Origin of the sequence: Corynebacterium sp. HMSC04H06, from assembly GCF_001815935.1 — a bacterium.
GTDB lineage: Bacteria > Actinomycetota > Actinomycetes > Mycobacteriales > Mycobacteriaceae > Corynebacterium.
Genome location: NZ_KV823440.1, coordinates 1 through 18,718, shown reverse-complemented (window position 1 = coordinate 18,718; position 18,718 = coordinate 1). Strand labels below are relative to the sequence as shown.

General features: G+C 55.3%; 15 protein-coding genes. 3 read left to right on the top strand and 12 right to left on the bottom strand.

Features of this window, described 5'->3' with window-relative positions:
• From HMPREF3067_RS07800 to HMPREF3067_RS07790, 3 genes are all read left to right on the top strand, one after another.
• A complete protein-coding gene (locus HMPREF3067_RS07800) occupies window positions 1–4,410 on the top strand; it encodes a DNA polymerase (RefSeq protein WP_070769161.1) in 4,410 nt (1,469 codons plus the stop codon).
• Between the two features lie 89 nt (window positions 4,411–4,499).
• The gene (locus tag HMPREF3067_RS07795) at window positions 4,500–4,781 is read left to right on the top strand and encodes a hypothetical protein (protein WP_070769160.1); all 282 of its coding nucleotides are present in this window, start codon (window positions 4,500–4,502) and stop codon (window positions 4,779–4,781) included.
• Window positions 4,782–5,689: 908 nt separating this feature from the next.
• The gene (locus HMPREF3067_RS07790) at window positions 5,690–7,309 is read left to right on the top strand and encodes a plasmid recombination protein (RefSeq protein WP_246819277.1); all 1,620 of its coding nucleotides are present in this window, start codon (window positions 5,690–5,692) and stop codon (window positions 7,307–7,309) included.
• A gap of 255 nt (window positions 7,310–7,564) precedes the next feature.
• On the opposite strand, the gene HMPREF3067_RS07785 is transcribed toward HMPREF3067_RS07790, so the two are convergent.
• The 12 genes from HMPREF3067_RS07785 to HMPREF3067_RS07740 form a co-directional block, all read right to left on the bottom strand.
• Complete coding sequence (locus HMPREF3067_RS07785) at window positions 7,565–8,146, bottom strand: NADPH-dependent FMN reductase (RefSeq protein WP_022862715.1); 582 nt, start codon at window positions 8,144–8,146, stop codon at window positions 7,565–7,567.
• A gap of 40 nt (window positions 8,147–8,186) precedes the next feature.
• Window positions 8,187–8,489: a hypothetical protein gene (locus HMPREF3067_RS11265; RefSeq protein WP_141737323.1), complete on the bottom strand. Its 303-nt coding sequence runs from the start codon at window positions 8,487–8,489 to the stop codon at window positions 8,187–8,189.
• The gene (nrdF, locus tag HMPREF3067_RS07780; protein ID WP_034666259.1) at window positions 8,440–9,465 is read right to left on the bottom strand and encodes a class 1b ribonucleoside-diphosphate reductase subunit beta; all 1,026 of its coding nucleotides are present in this window, start codon (window positions 9,463–9,465) and stop codon (window positions 8,440–8,442) included. Before nrdF ends, HMPREF3067_RS11265 begins: the two co-directional genes overlap by 50 nt.
• Before the next feature lie 51 nt (window positions 9,466–9,516).
• Window positions 9,517–11,712, bottom strand: a complete 2,196-nt coding sequence (gene nrdE / locus HMPREF3067_RS07775) for a class 1b ribonucleoside-diphosphate reductase subunit alpha (protein WP_052205721.1) — start codon at window positions 11,710–11,712, stop codon at window positions 9,517–9,519.
• A 67-nt stretch (window positions 11,713–11,779) separates the two neighbouring features.
• Window positions 11,780–12,229, bottom strand: a complete 450-nt coding sequence (gene nrdI, locus HMPREF3067_RS07770; protein ID WP_052093126.1) for a class Ib ribonucleoside-diphosphate reductase assembly flavoprotein NrdI — start codon at window positions 12,227–12,229, stop codon at window positions 11,780–11,782.
• A gap of 116 nt (window positions 12,230–12,345) precedes the next feature.
• A complete protein-coding gene (locus HMPREF3067_RS11620) occupies window positions 12,346–13,026 on the bottom strand; it encodes a metal-dependent transcriptional regulator (protein ID WP_022862719.1) in 681 nt (226 codons plus the stop codon).
• Between the two features lie 369 nt (window positions 13,027–13,395).
• Window positions 13,396–13,815 (bottom strand): single-stranded DNA-binding protein, encoded by a 420-nt coding sequence (locus HMPREF3067_RS07760; RefSeq protein WP_070362918.1) that lies wholly within the window; start codon window positions 13,813–13,815, stop codon window positions 13,396–13,398.
• 85 nt (window positions 13,816–13,900) lie between these two features.
• Entirely contained in the window at window positions 13,901–14,044 is a 144-nt protein-coding gene (locus tag HMPREF3067_RS11375; RefSeq protein WP_168166961.1) for a hypothetical protein, read from the bottom strand.
• A gap of 164 nt (window positions 14,045–14,208) precedes the next feature.
• A complete protein-coding gene (locus HMPREF3067_RS07755; protein ID WP_070769159.1) occupies window positions 14,209–15,234 on the bottom strand; it encodes a DUF4192 domain-containing protein in 1,026 nt (341 codons plus the stop codon).
• A gap of 184 nt (window positions 15,235–15,418) precedes the next feature.
• Complete coding sequence (locus tag HMPREF3067_RS07750) at window positions 15,419–15,991, bottom strand: recombinase family protein (protein ID WP_070769158.1); 573 nt, start codon at window positions 15,989–15,991, stop codon at window positions 15,419–15,421.
• Window positions 15,992–15,993: 2 nt separating this feature from the next.
• Window positions 15,994–17,049: a restriction endonuclease subunit S gene (locus HMPREF3067_RS07745; RefSeq protein ID WP_070769157.1), complete on the bottom strand. Its 1,056-nt coding sequence runs from the start codon at window positions 17,047–17,049 to the stop codon at window positions 15,994–15,996.
• The coding region (locus tag HMPREF3067_RS07740) for an HsdM family class I SAM-dependent methyltransferase (protein WP_070769156.1) at window positions 17,036–18,718 on the bottom strand (1,683 nt) is incomplete at its 5' end. The genes HMPREF3067_RS07740 and HMPREF3067_RS07745, both read right to left, overlap by 14 nt.

Below are 18,718 nucleotides of genomic sequence, written 5' to 3'. Positions count from 1 at the left end.
ATGGAGGCAAAGAAAAAGACCCCCGTAGCGAGCGGGGGCCAAGAAACAACAACGGGTCAGGATGCTGCGGTTTCTGACCTCAATGATACCACCGTGGTATCACTCGGTCAACCGGGAGATACAACTTCTTCGCCTGTCCATACCGTGACTCCGAAACTCACTGATGAGCATCTCGAAGAGCTGCGCGCGAGCGCGATCTCCGATGAGGTTATCGAGGCTTGTGGCGTGTACTCAGCTCGCACCATTGAGGCCCTACCTAAGGAATTACAGCGGATCGGCCCGGATGCGCTGACATCTCTCGTCTTCCCGATGGAAGAAATTAGTGGTGAAACCACGTACCAAGTCAAGCCCCGGCCTGGATCTGTGTGCGACAGCAAGGGTCGGCCGAAGAAGTACATCTGCCCGACCAAGGACAACGAGTGGGGCACTCCCCCGCCTGCGCTGACGGTGCTGCGACCTGTTACTGATGAGACGAAGCTCGTGCTCATCGTCGAGGGCACGAAGCAAGCCCTTGCCGCCTTGTCGAACACGGACGAAACGGTTGCCGTCTACCGCATCACGGGTATTTGGGGCTGGAGAGGCTTGCAGAATTACGCTGTACTCTCGCAGTTCATGGGTCTGTACGTCTGTATCGTCCCTGATGCAGACGCCAGTGAGAACCGGTACGTCTATGACGGCGCGCGCGAGTTTCGCGAACTGCTTATCCAGTGGGGTGCAACACCAGTGCGCTTTGTGCAGGTGCCTGGTCAGGGCAAGCAGGGTCTCGATGACGTTCTGGCATCTCTGCCTGAAGACAAGCGTGCGGAGATGCTTGAGCTGTGGATCAGCAAGGCCCAAGACAAGCCTGCTCGGAAGATGCCGAAAATGCCTGAGCTTCCCGGTGGTGCAGCTAATGAGAGTGAGTTGGACGCTCTGATGGAAACGATTCGTTATCCCGGGTCTGAGGTGATGGATATCCACGAAGGTAATGATGAGGTTCGCAACGAGAAGATCTTCGAGATTGTCAACGAGAAGTTTGGTGGCGAGTCGCTATTTTCTCAGGGTGAGCGGGCTGTCCAGATGCTGCATAGGCCTGCAACGTCTGCTTCAGATAATCGTCGTTGTGACGTTGTGCCTGTCACACGCTCGAACGGTATGAGTATCATTCGTCGCTCGGTTACGACGTTTATGATGATGAAAAACGGCCCGAGAAGTGTCAGTCTCCCTGGCTCTGAAGTTGACAACATTTTTCAAAGCGAGTCTGTAAAGAACTTGCCTCCGCTCAACGGTGTTGTGCATTCGCCGGTTGTTACTGAGAGTGGTCGAATGATTCTCCACTCTGGATATGACGTTGAAACTGGGTTGGAGTTTGACCTCGATCCAGCTGTTGAAGGTTTGGAAGTACCGGCCAACCCGACTGAGCAAGAGGCGGACGAGGCACTTGAACTTCTTCGCGAGATGTTTTGCGACTTTCCGTTTGAAGACGAGTCTGACTTTTTTCACGTACTGGCCTGGATGATCACAAGTATCGTGCGTCTCTGGCTTGACGCTGTACCTGCGTTGGCCATTACGGGTAGTGGTCCTTCGGTGGGTAAAGAAAAGCTCCTGAAGGCAGCGGCTATTCTGCTCACGGGTGACGCGCTTCCCGTTTCTACGTGCCCTAACAACGACGAAGAGTGGGGGAAGGTGCTCACGTCGGTTTATGCGGCTGGTCATTCCCACGTGCATTTCGATGAGCCTCCCCGCGAGATTGATTCTCGCTACCTTCGATCTGCGATCACGAGTAAGACCTACAGGGGCCGTGTACTCGGTGAGTCACGACAAATTGCCGTTCGCAACATCCTTATGATGGCCTTTACCGGCAATAACGTGCGGTTTTCTCGCGACATGGCTCGCCGCATCTACTACTGCCGCTTATCAACAGACGTAGATTACGCGGAGACGAGGTCGGATTTTAAGCACAGCCCGCTAGAGGACTGGGTGTTGGAAAACCGTGGCCGGCTAATGACTGCACTGCTCACGATCATCCAGTCGTGGATAGCGGCGGACAAGCCAAAGCCTCCGTCTGGAAGGGCCGAAGGCAGTTTTGAAAAGTGGTACCAGGTCGTCGGAGGTGTGATTGTCCACGCGGGCTTCGAGGACTTTTTCGCGGACATTGAGGAGCAACGTCGTGAGCGTAATGATGGCGAAATTGCCGATATCCAGCACCTTCACTGGCTGTACAAGTATGTGCAGGATAACGAGTTTTACGACTTTGAGGACGGTTTCCGCGCGTGGGATATCGAGCGGATCATTAGCTCCATTGGCGAACAGCTGGACCTAGAAGACTCAAAAGATGTGTTGTGGAAGCAGCTGGGTATGGCAGATGCTCACGTACCTCTCCCCGACGGTATCTACGGCCTCCAGGACGCAAAAGCATACAGTCTGCAGAAGGTGTACAACTTTCTCAAGAACAGAAATCTTGAGGGTCTTGCAGTCAAGCAGATGGAGACACCTAAGTTTGCAGATCTGCGCTACAGAATTGTCTGGCTTGGCGATCCTGAGGACGATCCCTTGGGTCCGGGGAACGGTGATCCCGACGATGACGACGGTGATGGCGGCAGCGGTGGCAACGGTAACGGCGGTGGGACTCCCCCGCCAGCACCGGAACCAACGCCACCAGCAGAAACAGTAGACGAGCCAGCAGCCCCTGCAGCGCCCGCCGACAAGACCATTGTTGTGTTTGATACCGAGACTGGCAGCGCAGACGATGCACAGGTCACGGATGATCCTGGCTTCGTGCGTCTTGCTGCTTACTCGATCAACGGCGCGGAGCCGGTGACCACCACGGATATTGCCGGTGAACTGATCCCGCTCCTGGAGCGCGCAGATACCATCGTCGGTCACAATATCGTGCAGTATGACCTGCCTGCCCTGCGGCGGCTGTACGGCCTGGACGACAAGGCGCTCATCGACGCTGGCAAGGTGCATGACACGCTGGTCCTGTCCCGCCTGGCTGCTGGTGGGGATACGAATTTGGGCTACGGCCTGGAAGCTGTAGCCGCGCGCTGCGGTGTGGACGGCAAGCTGCTCAGCGGCAGTGATACCGCGCTCAAGGCGCTGGCCAAGCAGTACGGCGGGTTTGAGAAGATCCCTGTAGATAACGCTGAGTACGTTGCTTACGCACTGCAGGACGTGCGTGCAAACGTAGCTGTCTACAACAAGATGCTCCCAGCTGCCTTGGAGGCAGTTAGCGCAGAGTATCTGCAGCGCGAGCACGAGAAAATGCACGCACTGAGCGTGGTTGAGTCCCACGGTGTGCGTGTAGACACTGCCAAGGTTGAAGAGTTTTTGGCAGAAGAAGCAGCCATCAAGGCTGAGATCCGTGCTTGGCTCGTCAGCGTGGTCGGTATCCCAGATAAGGGGAAACAGCCCTGGTCGTCTAATAACGGGAAGCAAGCTATTGCCGAGTACCTTCAACGGTTCGGCGTTGCTGCCCCACGCACGGCCAAGGGTGCGATCAGCACCAGTGCGAAGGCGCTGAATGAACTTGCCGAACAGCACGCTGATGTGCCCGAGGTCGTCGAACTGGCCGAGAAGATGGAGACGCTACTGCAGTCCTCTACCCCGGCCTCGACGATCAAGAAGCACTTGCACGGAGACAAGGTGTACCCGAGTATTCAGTCAAGCCAGGTCACTGGCCGGCTGAGTACCACGAACCCCGGCATGACGGTGTTCGGTTCTCGCGATGCGCAGCTGATCCGCCAGCGTCAAATGATCTTGCCCGACAACGCTGATGAAGCATTGATCGCGGTGGATCTGTCGCAAATCGACGCGCGCTGCATGGCAGCAGGTAGCGGTGATACCAAGTACGCAGAACTCTTTGCGCCGGGCCGCGACGCCCACACCGAGATGGCCATCAGGGTCTTCGGTGACGCTGAGCGCAGGCCTGAAGCGAAGGCGCTCGGCCACGCCGCGAACTACGGCATGGGATCAAAGAGTTTTGCAGCGCATGCTGGCATCTCCGAGGTCGAGGCGCAGGGGCAGTTGGACCGCATGCACTTTGAGTTCCAGACTCTCGAACACTTCAAAAACCACCTACGCAAGCACGCCGAGGCACTCGGCTGGGTTGCAACTGGTTTTGGCCGTCGTGTGGCTGTAGGACGCTCCACTGCGTACACCCAAGCCCCTGCCGCGTACGGCCAGGGTACTGCACGTGATGTGTTCCTCGAAGGCGTGATGAACCTCCCTCAGGAGGTGCTGGGGATGATCCGCATCTTCGTCCACGACGAGATTGTTCTCTCGGTCCCACGTGACCGTGCCGAGGAGATCACGCAGACGGTCCTGGCTGCGTTCAACGCTGTCACACTGCCCGGCAAGGACGGTGTGGAAGTCCCTGTCCTGTCCGACTCTGCAGGCCCTGCGGAGTCATGGGCAGGGTGCAAGGACTGACCGAAGATGAGCGCCCTACTGCCCACGCGTGGTCCGCCGCGTGTGGGTGATCCAGTCCTACAGATAGACCCCAACCAAGGAGAAAAATCATGTCTTTTCGTGAAGACTACGAGGCCGCGATGCTTGAAGAACAGAGGGCCAAAGACGCCGTGAATGAAGCCCGCCGTGCACACAAGGCGGCGAAAGAACGGCTAGAGAAGATGCGTGAGTACGCCAAAGAGTTTGAGGTAAACCTCGACGGCGATGAGCCACCCAAAGAGGGCAAAGACAAGCCTGACAAACCCTCCGAGCCTGACGGTGAGAAGCCGTCTGATACCCACAGCGGAGCGTCCAGCGAGCCGGATAACTCCGGTGAGTCTGTACAGAATTAGGCGCGTGGCTGTACAGCCTCACCCTGTGTCGCCGTACAGCCTGAGCGCGAAAACTGTACCGCCGTAGCGGTCCTCCCACATCGAAACCCCGTCCTCGTGGCGGGGTTTTGTCGTGCCCAGAGCCACTGTCGTGGCCGTGCTGCAGGGCTGCAGCAACGCGAAAACAGCATGGCCTCAGCGAGATATTCCGAAGGATATGTGTGTCAACCGGTTACGAACCGGTTACACGCAAAAAACAATCGGTTCATAACCGATTTTTTACCGTCTGAGCTGCAGCGATGACGGATTTGATGTGTCAGGGCTGGTTTTCAGCGCTGACACCGTAAACCCAGCATAAGGGTGTGCGACGCCAGGACTTTTTTGAAAAGTCTTATTTTCACTGCATGAGCAGGGAAAATGCACCGCTTACATACCGGCGTCAATTTTCGCGCCGAAAATGCGCACCGCTTCATAACCGGTACATTTTTAATGTGACGGTTATGTCGGGCTTCGTCAGAAGCCTCAGGCAGGGTCGAACGGGGCGAATAGCGCCGTGAAAACACTGCCCTGCTACGGGACCAAGGAGATCGCCACAGCGTATCTTCGCAGGTCACGTAGCTTTTCACACAAGGCGAAGCGTGAAAAAGCCGACCGAGTAGGGAGGGTTTTTGCGCGAGCAGATTGCCCGCTGCAGGCGCCCCCGTGAGACCTCAGTTATCCGAGCTTGCGAGGAGGTTAGACTGAGGTCTTTAGGGGGCTAAAGAACTTGAGTTTTTTGGGGTAGAATCGTGTGGGACGGCGTAGCTAAGGGACCCGAACGATTCTTAGGGGTCCCCAGAAAACTCAAGTTCGCCATGTGTGCGCGTACATGGAGGGGTCGAAGACAGAGGCTCCGTGTGCGCGCACACATCTACAGGAGGTACACAGATATGTCGGAGACATCTACAGCGCAGAAGGGACGCGCAGCGTTCAATCTGCGCCATCTTCGCCGCGATAACTGCGGCGGAGACACACGTGGAGATCGCAAGCGACTCCTCAAGGAGGCGATGCGAGAATTAGATCCGCAGGATCTCGCGCATCAGGCCGCGATGAACTCAAACATCGTCGTGGCCGACGCGCACTTGAACGTCCCGTTCGTGAACAACGGAGATGGGACGTTCAGGCGCGCAACATCCGTCGAGGAAGTCCTGCAGTACCAGGACGCCCGTATGGACGGTGTACGTGTACAGAAGAACTCGTTTGAAACGTCATTGTTCGTCGTGCATCTGCCGAAGTCGATGTGTGTGGAGGTCCCCGATTTCTACACCAGTGAGGTGGACGGCCGTGAGGTGAAGCGAGCACGGCTGGTAGCGCGCGACTACGACGAAGCGAAGGAGTACCTCGAAGAGTCGATGCGCTGGCTCGCCGAGAACTTCATCCCCGGCGGCATCGATGCTGTGGCCGGCGGGGATATGAACTTCGATGAGAGCACGCCTCACATCCAGTTCCAGGCTGACACCTTCTCCCCTGACCCGAAAGACCCTGCCAAGCTACGTTGCCGCCCCGGCATCGCGTACAACACCGACACCTCGGTGCGGTACAAAGATGGCCCGAAGAAGGGCAAACAAATCTCCGGGAACCAGAAGTTCATCGACGCGCAGCGCGGACTCCGCGAGCACATGTACGCGCTGGGTTATCCGGTAGAGCTAGATGTGTCTGAACGACACGACGAGTCACTCAGTCCTGACCGCTATGCGGAGCAGCAGGACCGGGAGCGTGACCTCACGAACCGCGAGGACGAGGTGGAGGTCAAGCGCCGTTCTGTACAACGAGACATGGACGCGATTGACCGTGATCTCAAGCAGGCCGCAGAGGAACTCGAACAGGCCAAGAAAGACCGTGAAGCAGCGCAGGGCGTACTGGAGAACGCTGACACGCAGGCGCGTGCAGTGGCCGAACGCGTACTACGCGAGACACGCGAGAAGGCTGAGCAGGAGGCAGAGCAGATCCGTAGTGAAGCACGCAAGGATGCTGAGCAGACGGCAGGGCTGGCCGAAGCTCAAGCAGATGAGCTGCTGGACCGTGCCGAAGAGGTCAACAGTGCTGCAGAGGGCAAGCTCAAGCGTGCGGAACAGGACGCAGAGAGCATCCGCACCTCAGCACGCAAGGAAGCCGAGCGGGACGCTGAGAGCATCCGCAGCGAGGCCGCGCGTGAGCGTGAACAGCTGGCTAGCGAACGCGCAGCCCTGGACAGTGAGCGTGAAGCCTTTGACACGGAGAAACGTGCGTTCGCCGAAAGTCTCGAAGCGCGCCGCGCAGCTGCAGAGGAGGAAGCCAAGATCATCATCGAAGAGGCTGTTGAGTCTCTGCAAGAGATTTCCCACGTAGACCGGGACTTCCTGCATGTCGAACTCGATAACGACCCTGAGATGAAGCAGCGCTACCTCGATACTGTCGAACAGCGCACTCAGCAGGAACGGACCGCCGCACGCCGTCGTGCTCAGGAACGAACCAACAAGCGCCGCCAGCAGCAGCAACAGCGCGACCGCGATGGTGGCATGGAGCTGTAGTAGCTCACCACGCGCCCTGTACGGCCCTGTAGCGGCCTAGCAGGGTGTCGCCGGGGTCAGTGTCCAGCGACAGCGCTAAAACCGCTCTAATTCAGCGAAAATCGAAGAATTAGAGCGGTGTTTTTTGAAGCGTCCTGGGTTCAGATTCAGGTAACTCAAGGATGAGTGTGAATCCGGGGTTTGTGTCTTTGAGAAGGCCCTTTAGAAGCCTTCAAGTACTTCGTAGAGGGCGGTGGCTAGGGTTAGTCGCCGTCGCTAGCTGTGCTTGGCTGTTAATGTCATGTCGACCAACTGCAGGAAGCGTATAACGTAGTCTTTGACAAAGCCTGCGGTGCCTTCATTGAGATGGCCGGAGTCTTCGAAGAGGGTGGGGGATTGGCCAAGGAATACCTCGGGCTGACCAGGAAGCGGCATATCGAAGTAGGACAGGGCGAGCCGGAGGTTCTTCTGTGAACTGTAGCCGCCCATGCGGCCTACAGAGTGACTGATGATACCTGCGGGAAGGTTCTTCCAAGCCACATCCGAGTTGGGCTTGGAACCGATGTCCACTGCATTCTTGAGACAGGCAGGGATAGTACGGTTATTTTCCGGGGTAACAAAGAGGACGCCGCTCGAGTTCTTGATGGTGTCGCGGAAAGTGGTGTACTCAGCTGGAATGGGCTTGTCCGTGACCGAGGGGTCATCGTAGTCGAAGTCATAGAGCGGCAAGTCACGGATTTCAACGATGTCTGCCTGGTAGTTTTCAGGGATCATTGTGAGCACTTCGTGTGCAATCTTGCGCGCAAATGAGCCGCGGCGCAGGCTGCCGACGATAACACTAATGCGTGGGGTGGTCATAGGAAGTCCTTTCTTCTTAGTTGGGCGTAGGTACGTGCGATCAAGGGAGAAAAGGCTTGCAGCCAAAGGCAGGCGGTGGCCCGGCGGCGTGGGCGGCAGTAAGAAAGTTATCCACTTTGTCTTCTTCATGGCGGAAGTACAGTTCGATGAGTCCTAACAGTCCCCCGAGGACGGCCTCCCGTGCGGCGGACGTATCCAAAAGCCGCATGGCTGCTGGTTGGTTTCCTTCGCGGATGGCTTCAAACAGCGCGATGGTCTCAAGCCAGCTTCCTTGGTCTGGTCGTGGAAACGGTTTAGAAATCCCAGTCATCATCACTCGTTTCTTCAGCGGTGCCAATGACATAGGAGGAACCGGAGCCGGAGAAGAAGTCATGGTTTTCATCTGCTCCAGGTGCTAGGGCAGCGAGGATTTCCGGGTTCACTTCCGTTTCTTCAGGTGGGAAGTAGTCCGGGTAGCCCAAATTCATGAGCGCCTTATTGGCGTTATAGCGAACGAATACAGCTACATCATCCATGAGCCCCAACGGCTCATATAGCTCGCCGGAATAATCCAGCTCTAGGGCATAAAGCTCTTCGAGCAAGGAAATAGTGAAATCATGCATCTCCTGTTGCCGTTGTGGAGCAGACGTTTCCAGTCCGCGCTGGTACTTGTAGCCTGAGTAGTAACCGTGCACTGCCTTGTCACGCAGAATGAGGCGAATCATGTCTGCCGTATTTGTCAGGGTGGCGTGGACGGAAAAATGCAGGGGAAGATAGAAACCCGCGTAGAGAAGCAGCGAGGAAAGCAGCGTCGATGACACTTTGCGCTTGAGTGGATCGGGTCCAAAATAATGAGTGAGCACTTTTTTGGCGCGTGCCTGGAGAAGGTCATTATTCACCGCCCAGCGGTATGCCTCATCAATTTCTTTCGTACTGCTCAAAGTAGAAAACACTGAAGAGTAAGAACGGGCATGGACTGATTGCATGAAGGCGATGTTGGTATACACGGCCTCCTCGTGCTCGGTGCGGGCATCTTGGATCTGACAGATTTCGCCCACAGTGGCCTGGACGGTGTCCAGGGTGGTGAGTCCCGTGAACACCCGCATGGTGAGGTTGCGTTCCTCCGGTGTCATCCTCTGCCACGCCGGGAGATCGTTTGAAAGTGGAACCTTTTCTGGCAACCAAAAGTTGGCGGTGAGGCGGTTCCACACTTCAAGATCCTTCTCATCGCTCACCCGATTCCAATTGATGGCGCGGATGCGGGCTGAAGGGTCATGCCGGTAACTTGGCGGCGTAACTGAGATGCTGGTTAGCTCAGCAGTGTTTGATGTTGAAGACATAGCTTCTTTCTTTCTTGATGGATGGTTGTGAATGAAGGAAAGACCGTGTTCCTACAGAGCACAGGAAACGCAGCCTTCGACCTCGGTTCCCTGGAGTGCAGGTTGGCGTAAACGGATGTAGTACAAGGTCTTGATTCCGGCTTTCCAGGCATAGATTTGTGCCTTGTTGATGTCCCGCGTAGTGGTGTCAGCGGTGAAGAACAAAGTCAGGGAAAGCCCTTGGTCCACGTGTTGGGTGGCCATAGCGTAGGTGTCGATGATTTTTTTGTACCCCACGGTGTAGGAGTCATCGAAATACTCCAAGTTGTCGTTGGTCATTTCCGGTGCGGGGTAGTACACGCGCCCCAAGCGGCCTTCCTTGCGTATTTCAATCTTGGAGGCAATCGGGTGTATGGACGCGGTGGAGTCATTGATGTAGGAAATTGATCCAGTGGGTGGAACTGCCTGCAAGTAGGCGTTGTAGATGCCGTCTTGCATCACTTGGTTCTTGAGCCGTAGCCAATCCTCGCGTTGAGGAATCTGCACGCCAGCCTCATGGAATAGCTGTTTTACGTGGTCAGTGGCCGGCGCCCAGTCTTGGTCGATGTACTTGTCGAAGTAGACGCCAGTGGCATAGGTGGATTCTTCAAAGCCAGTGAATCGTTGACCTTTCTCAACCGCTAGCGCATGGGATGCACGGAGCGCATGATAGGTCACGGTCAGGAAATAGATATTTGTAAAGTCCAGTGCTTCGGCGCAGCCATAAGGAATACGCTTGGAAGCCAGGAAACCGTGGAGATTCATTTGGCCCAACCCGATGGCATGCATGGATGCATTACCGTGAGCGATGGAAGGAACAGCTTCGATATTTGTTAGGTCTGAGACCTTCGTGAGAGCGCGCACCGCGGTTTCAACAGTTTCCCCAAAGTCCGGTGATTCAAAAGCTTTAGCGATGTTGAGCGACCCTAGATTGCAGGAAATGTCCTGGCCAACGGTGGTGTAGTTACCTGAGGCGCCGTAGGTGGATGGCGTGTTGACCTGGAGGATCTCACTACACAGATTGGACATATTGATATGTCCTTTGAGGGGATTAGCGCGGTTGACCGTATCCTCAAAGAGTATGTAGGGGTATCCAGATTCAAACTGAAGCTCAGCCAGCGTGGTGAAAAACTCGCGGGCCTTGATAGTCGTATGAGAAATTCGCGGATTGGAAACCAGCTCGTCGTAATACTCGGTGATAGACATGTCAGACATGGCTACGCCGTACTCGCGAGCGATGTCATACGGGCTAAAAAGATGCATATCCTTGTTCTCTTTGGCCAGCTGGAAGGTTATATCTGGAATAACAACTCCCAGCGAAAGAGTCTTAATGCGGACTTTCTCATCGGCATTTTCCCGCTTGGTATCCAGGAAACGAAGAATATCTGGATGGTGCGCATGTAGGTAGACGGCTCCAGCGCCCTGTCGAGCGCCCAATTGGTTGGCATAGCTGAAGCTATCTTCCAGAATTTTCATGACTGGGACTACGCCGGAAGCTTGGTTCTCAATCTTTTTGATTGGGGCTCCGGATTCGCGCAGATTGCTCAGTAACAAGGCCACACCACCGCCGCGTTTTGAAAGCTGCAGTGCAGAGTTCACGCTGCGGCCAATGCTTTCCAAATTGTCTTCGATGCGAAGGAGGAAGCAGGAGACCATTTCGCCACGCTGGGCTTTTCCTGCGTTGAGAAAAGTAGGGGTGGCGGGCTGGAAGCGTCCGGTCATGATGTCATCCACCAGCTTCTCCGCAAGCTCTTCATCGCCCTGTGCAAGGTACAAAGCTGTGGTGGCGACGCGTTCTTCGTAGCCTTCCAGAAATCGCGAGCCATCAAAGGTTTTCAGTGCGTATGAAGTAAAGAACTTAAATGCGCCGAGGAAAGTGCGGAACTGATGCTTGGCTCGGTGGGCTCTGTCGTACATAGTGCACAGAAAATCGTCATCATAAAGCTCAAGGAATTCCCGCTCGTAGTATTCGTTATCAACCAACCACTCCAAGCGCTGCTTGGTGGATTCAAACTGATGCATGCGGGGAGTGACATGGTGCGCTAAAAAGTCTTGTGTTGCCTCAATGTCCTTGTCGAACTGGATTCTTCCCGAATCGTCGAATAGGTTCAGCTGCGCGTTGAGTGCATGGTAGCTCTTGCGCTTACCGACACCGCCGGCATCGTCTGCTGAAGCGGTGCGGGGCGTAGGGCCAATGGGCTGTGTGGGGGTGGCCTTAAGTGGCGGCATTGTGGTTTCCAATCTGTGTGTTGCGGATGTGGTCTTCATTTTGTGGGAAATCAATGGGGTGTAATTGTTAGTTGCTTTGCTGCTCCCAAAACTTGTGAAGGCCCTGCTTTACAGCGGCAACGTCCTTCTGCGTGCCGAGCAGTTCGAAGTGATACAGCTCTGGAACGTGGCACTTAGCGGAAATGATGCGGCCGGCGACGCAGTAAGCGCTTCCGAAGTTGGTATTGCCTGAGGTAATCACGCCCCGGATAAAGGAACGGTTGATTGGGTCATTGAGGAAGTCGATGACCTGTTTGGGGACTGCGCGTTTGAGCGAGCCACCGCCGTAGGTTGGAACGATGAGTACGTACGGGTGTGAAACCTGGATCATTCCGGTTTTCTTGGGCCGCAGTGGAATGCGCACTGCGGGTCTATCTAAGCGTTCGACGAATCTTTTTGTGTTTTCAGAAACGCTAGAAAAGTACACCAAATCTGGTGAGTCTGACATGACAATCCTGCTCATCCTGGCCTTAGCCATAAGTGGGATAGGTGATGATCGAAAAGATTAACTACATACTACCGTAGTTGCAAACTACGCCGCACCGTAGTTTTTAAAAGGGCAGGTAGGGACAGGATTAATGAGAAGGGGAAAGACTACAGGCTGTGGTGTGCTACAAACACTGCGTCCGTAGCTGGGCGCCCAAGTACTACCCACTGAGTACTGTCGGCTACCTGTACTTCGAGCGATTCTGAAAAGGGCGTTCCTTCGCGCGTGGTAAGAACAGCCCCAATGACGATGCCTTGCTCTTTGAGGAAGGCCAGCAGTTGTGGGTCGGAATCAGAAATGCGTTCCACGGTCACCTGCGGTTGTGCGCCGCTGTCGGTGAGACGGTGCGCACTGGGGATAGTGACCTGTCCATCAACCGTAGGGATAGGGTCGCCGTGTGGATCCCTAGTGGGGTAATTGAGGAACTTATCCACGCGCTCTATGAGCATGTCAGACACCGCGTGTTCAAGATTTTCGGCTTCATCATGGACCTCGTCCCACGTATAATCCAATGCTTGAACCAAAAAAGACTCAAGCAATCGGTGGCGGCGCACCATGACCAATGCGTACTGCCTGCCAAGTTCGGTTAACTCCACAGAGCCATAGGGCGTGTGTGACACGAGCCCTTGCTTCGACATTTTGCGCACTGCATCGGAGACCGAGGAGAGCTTGAGTCCCAGCTGTTTCGCTATAAGTGTGGCGGTAACGGGCTCGGATGACCATTCCTTTAGCCCCCAGATAGCTTTCAAATAGTTCTGGGTACTGGTGGACAGCTCAGAAACAGACATGAGTAAATGTTAACCCAGCTTCCGTATGCGCCTTAGGCGCTGTGCCCCAACGCTCATAGCGAACAGAGGCCAAGTTTGAGAGGAATGCCGGTAAGGTGGGGCCAGTTAAAGCATTCTTCACTTGAAGGAGAACCACTAATGTCTGAGAAGATTTCAATGAACTTGAAGTGCGCCAGCGTAGTGCGTAATGGAATGGCTAGTACACAGTGCAGTAAAACAGCGCATGTAATGGCTCATGTAATGCACTGTGTAGAGACAGAGCGTCTGGAGCAGGAGTATCAGCGCTCCCGTACTGGACGGCGACGGCGTTATGCGTGGTCTGTGCTGAAAAAATAACCCCGCAGGTTTCCCTGCGGGGTGTTGTTGCAACTAGAACGGCACTTCTTCAGAGTCATTAGCAGCAGCGTTATCTGCGCTGTTCTCGCGGCGTGCTGCTCGTGCCTCAGACTCCTTCTTGGAGTCGATCAGCTGCACAGTGTCGATGCGCGCTACCAGCGGATAGTGCTTGTTGCCGTCCTTATCGGTGTAGTTGTCAGTCTTCAGCGAGTAGCTCACTGCAACGCGATCACCAGCGCCGATGCATCCGAAGACGCCGAGGTTCTTGGCGTCAGCCACGTAGCCAGTGAGTTCGACAATCTCTGATTCCACCTTGCCTGTGGACTTGTTCTTGAACGTATTACGTGCGTAGACGTTGAGCTTCACCGTCGCACCGCCGTTTGCGTGCTCAAAGATCTTCGGCTCGCGTGCTGCGTTGCCAACGATGGTGCCATTGTTAAACGGGTTGGACATTGTGATTTCTCCTTATATGAGTGAGTGTGTGATTGTCTTTCAATTGTGTGTTTGAGCAGCTGCTTTGCTGCTGCTGTAAATGCTGTTACAGCACGGCCCAGGGCAGGTGTGCTCCGGCTGCTTCTAGGTCGCGTAGCTCCTGCGTAGCCCCCGGATCGGCGTCTTCGCCATCAACGCCGTCAGAGAGCATGTAGAGCAGTTCGAGATCTTCGCTGGTGTAGTGGTACATGATGCGTCTCCTTGTCGTGGATTGATTCTCAATCCGGTTTCTGGAGACAGCTCTGCTGTCTAGGTGCTTCTCCCCTGCTCGGTGGAAATGACCTTCTTCCCTGGTCACGGCACTGGTAGAAAAAGAAACCCCGCTACAGCGCATGCTGCAACGGGGTGAAAGATTTAAGCGTCGAACAGAAGATAGTGTGCCTTCTCTGCACCCTGTTTGACGCTTGTAATCAGCTTGCTGCCTAGGCCAAGGTTGAGGGACCTGGCCACCAGGTTCGGAAAGTTCTCTGTCTCGCTCAGCTCGGTGGCTTTGTTCGCTGCCACGCCTGCAAATCCTGTCTGGCCAGTGGCTTGCGCGAGAACAGCCACGGTAGCGGTTATTTGCGACCGCATCTTGAGCCAATCTCGTGGCACGGTACGCATAAGGGGTTCTGCGAACTCAAGACCCTGCTCTGGCTCGTCCAGTAGCGCTGCGAGCAGTGGATCGCGCAGCATAGGAGTAGTGAAGCACCTCAGCGCAGATCGGATAGCTCGTGTGTCAGTGGGGTTTGCAATCCCCACAGTGGCCTGCTCATACTCACGCTGCAGGTCGTCGCGGAGGAAGTGGATCTCTTTCTCGTAAGCCTCAACATCAGCGATGATGTCCTGGTACTCGGCCTCGTTGATGCCGTGAGCCGTGCTGTCGAGACGTTGCTCCAGTTCACCACGCGACAGTGCTGGTAGCTGACCGGTATCTAAGATCATCTGCTGCAGCGCAGCGGAGCTGGACACCTCGCTAACTACGCCGCTGCGCGGTGCTGACAGACTCAGCTGCTGGTAGACAGTCCACCATCCCGTCCCAGAGGTGATCTCTGGAACCTGCACGATGGCAAGCACCGTTGGCAGTGGTGAGTCCTCGCTGAGCAGGAACTCCGCCAGGTCGTCGGCAGCAGATGGGTTGCTGCTGACCACGTACGCGATGACGGCGTCGGTGTCGAGGCTGCCGGACAGGGCAGAGAATTGCGCTTGGTTGTCGATTAGCGTCTCGACAGCGTCGTCGAGGTCGAGACGGGCAAGCGGCCCCAGGTGCAGACCAGGGGTGTCACTGTTTCGTTCAAAGAACGAGATGACCAGCGAGTTCTGTGGATAAAAGCCCAGGATGCCGGGGATGTTGGCGAGGATCTCGCCGTGGGACGTAAGAGTTTGCGAGTAGGTGGACATGAGCACTCCTTGCCAAATACGGATGTGTGTGATCAATTCCGTATTTGGCCCCGGCTGTGCCGGGCAGTGCTATTACCGCGCCCTGCAGCACCCCCACGCGCTCAGGGCGTCGCTAGCGCTGTTCGGTGCTTGGCTTGCAGGACAGTGGCGCTAGCGACGCAGCCCTCGTGATAGGTCTGGGCTATTATGCGTCAGCCTCAAGGCGCTCGATGGCTCTGTAAATGGTGGGCCTAGATACGTTGAACGTCCTCGCCACTGCACTCACGGACTTGCCACCGTCGAGTAACTCTTTGGCCACCTGGGCTTGCTCGTTGGAGAGTTTGGGCTTCGGCCCGGCTACCCTGCCCTGTGCTCGGGCGTGGGCTACGCCTTCACGGGTGCGCTGGATCAGCAGGTCGCGCTCCCACTCAGCCAGCGACGCCATGACGTTGATCACCACCTTGTCGGCAGGCCGCGACGTGTCTAGCGCTGGCTCTAGCACCTTGACGTTGATGTCGCGATCCGCCAGGTCAGCGATGGTGTTCACAGTCTCCGCCAGGTTGCGGCCGAGACGGTCCAGCCTGGTCACGACTAGTGTGTCGTCTGGGCGCATGTAGGCGAGAGCATCGTCGAGGCCCGGCCGCTGCCACTTGGTCCCCGAGATGGTGTCGGTGTAGATGTGCGCAGCGTCGCAGCCAGCGTCGATGAGCGCCTCGCGCTGGGTGTCGAGCGACTGCCCTTGCTTGGATGTGGACACACGTGCATAACCGATGAGCATGGTTAGCTCTCCTCTGCATCGGTTTCGAGAAGCGATGCGAGGTAATCCGAGTACTGCCTGTACTTCCTGAGAAGCATATTCTCGGCGTACTTCTCCATGTACTCGTAGTCGATATCCCCGTCGCTTGTCACGGGAAACATGAGAAGCTGGCGAGCCATTCTTCCGGCATTGAACTTGTAACCGTAGGAATACTTCGCCCTTTGTTGCATGACGACAACCTTGCAGAACAGTAAGACCAGGGCGTTATTGCTATGATGCAGCAGCCTCAAACGCTTCACATCATCTGTGAAAATAGCCTCATAGGGATGATAGAAGGCGATGCACGGAGCGCCGTTGTAATTAACTCCCAAGACGTTTGAGTCCAAAGAAGGATTCTCGTTGGAAACAAAGCCCGTAACGCCATTGGTATTGTCAGTAGCGCCGATAAACGGGCGTTGTCCAGGGGTTTTGTCGGCCGTAGTCAACCTGACACCGGACTTCACGGCGAAGACTTCATTGAGCGGGAACTCAGACCAGTCCTTTTCGCTAAGTTCGGGGATGTCATGGTGTACGAGGTCGGAAAGCCGGGAGCGCAGAACACCTTGATAGCGTTCGAGCAATCGCTCTCGGGTCTGAGCAGAATATTGCTCCATGTAGTCGTAATCAACATCGCCGTTACTGGTTGTCGGAAGAAACACTTTCTCGCGTTTCACGACATCTAGCTGAGCCTGACGACCGTAAGAATACTTAGCACCGTTCCGCATAATCATGGTTGCTAGGAACTGCGCATTTTCAGCGTTCAGAGAGCTGTTGGTCAATGTGCTCACGTCATGAGAGCAGTAAAAGGGAGCGGGCTGGTAGTAAGCACTCAGCCTCACTTTTTCAACCGTCAAGTGGTTACCGGGGAACAAGACTCGGTTGCCGATAAAACGATTAAGACCGTTCCCCCCAGCTTTCGCAGTTACATAAGGGATGTCTCCGTCGACGACGCTGTCGGTTTGGAGGTAGACGCCTTTGGCGCAATCAAACTCATCCTGGAGAACACGAGGCTCCCAGTTCAATTGATCAAGAGGCTTCATTGTTGTCCCCTCCCTCGAAAAGGTATCCACGGTTTTGCATGATCATTGAGAACTCGAATGTGAGATAGTCACCAATGGCCTTCTCAAAGTCATTGTCCGTAGGGATCTCGTCGTTGAAGTAGTAAAAACTGTGTAGCCACTCGTCGGTTGACAGCACTGTCGAGGAAACACAGAACTCTGACGAAGATTCGATCAGACCGTTCCACACATCTAGCAAGTGCTGACGCTTGTCTTTAGCGGTGTCACCTTCTATCAGACCGATGTGAGGTCGGACCACAAAGCCATCATCCCGAAAGTCGATGAACTTGGCTTCGTGTTCCGGTGGATGGGGCACACCTGCGGTGAAGATCGCAATACACGCATGAGTGCCGACACCATAGAAAGTGTTTGGGTTACAGGTGATTACGCCTTCCAGCGTGTGTCGCTTCAAGATGCGCTGCTTGGCTTGTCGCTCAATCTTGGTCTTATTAGTGACGCAAGATTGCGGAATAATCACCGCTACACGCCCCTCTTCGGTCATCGAGTCGAGAAGGTGCTCTGTAAAGAGAATTTCGTACTGATTAGGGTCGTCCTTGCCCTGACTGTACGGCGGATTCATCAAACCAACAGACGCATGCTTTTGAAGTTGGAGGTCTGCCGGGTTCTGGGACAGAAAATCGGCGGCTTGAATGTTCGAGTTTCCGTCATGCCGGAGGATCATGTTTGTTGCAGCAATGGCGAACATATTTGGCTGAATCTCAAAGCCGTGCAGCTGCTTCTTCTTGATGCTTCGACGCTGCGAATCACTCTCCGCCGAGTGCAACATTTTGTGCATTGCGGCGATAAGGAATCCGGCAGTACCGCAGGTAGGGTCCAGGACGATATCGTCGGGACGCACGTCGACGAGGTCCACCATGAGGTCAGTCATGTGCTTAGGCGTGAGAATAATACCGAGAGATTGACCGTCGCCTCCCGAGTAGCTCATGAACTCGCCGTAGAAGCGACCGATGAAGTCTTCGGATGTTTGCTGGTATTTGATGGCCTGGAAGACCCGCTTGTTCAAAAACTCGGTGTAGTACTTCAGGGGCGTCTTCCCGAGCGTGGGGTTAACCTCGTTCAATCGCACGCTATCGGTAATGACGGCAAATTCACGCAGGAGCTTGTCGCGCTTAGCGTCGGGGCCGACGTTTGATCGGGTTAGGCGAGCCTTGATAGCGGCCATGATCTTGTCGCCGTCGCGAGACCCAGCAAGTTTGTCACCGTGGAGCGAGGCAATGGAGAAGTTTCCGTATTCAACCTCATCGAGAGCGAGCAAAATACCCGAGACGACCAAGGGCTTGTCTTGGTCCTTGAGAGTGCCGAACGTCCGCAGCTTTTCGTGAAGCTCGGCCGCGTCTTTCAGGATCTCCTTGGTCGTCTTCTCGTAGTCAGTGACTTCTTCGAGTACATGGCGGGTGTAGTACTCGTAGATATTCGACTCATTGAACCAGATGAACGACTCGATATCATCGAGCTGTTTGAACTCACCCCGATCATCGACGTAGTAAGGCGTGATCCGATGACGCTTTTCGCCACCGGAGACAGCGACAGCAAAAACCTTCGTAAACCCACTCTTGGTAGAGATGTGACGCGCATAGTGAAGGGCACCGTTAACAGCGTAGGAGGGTGTCAGGAAGTTTGTGTGTGAGGC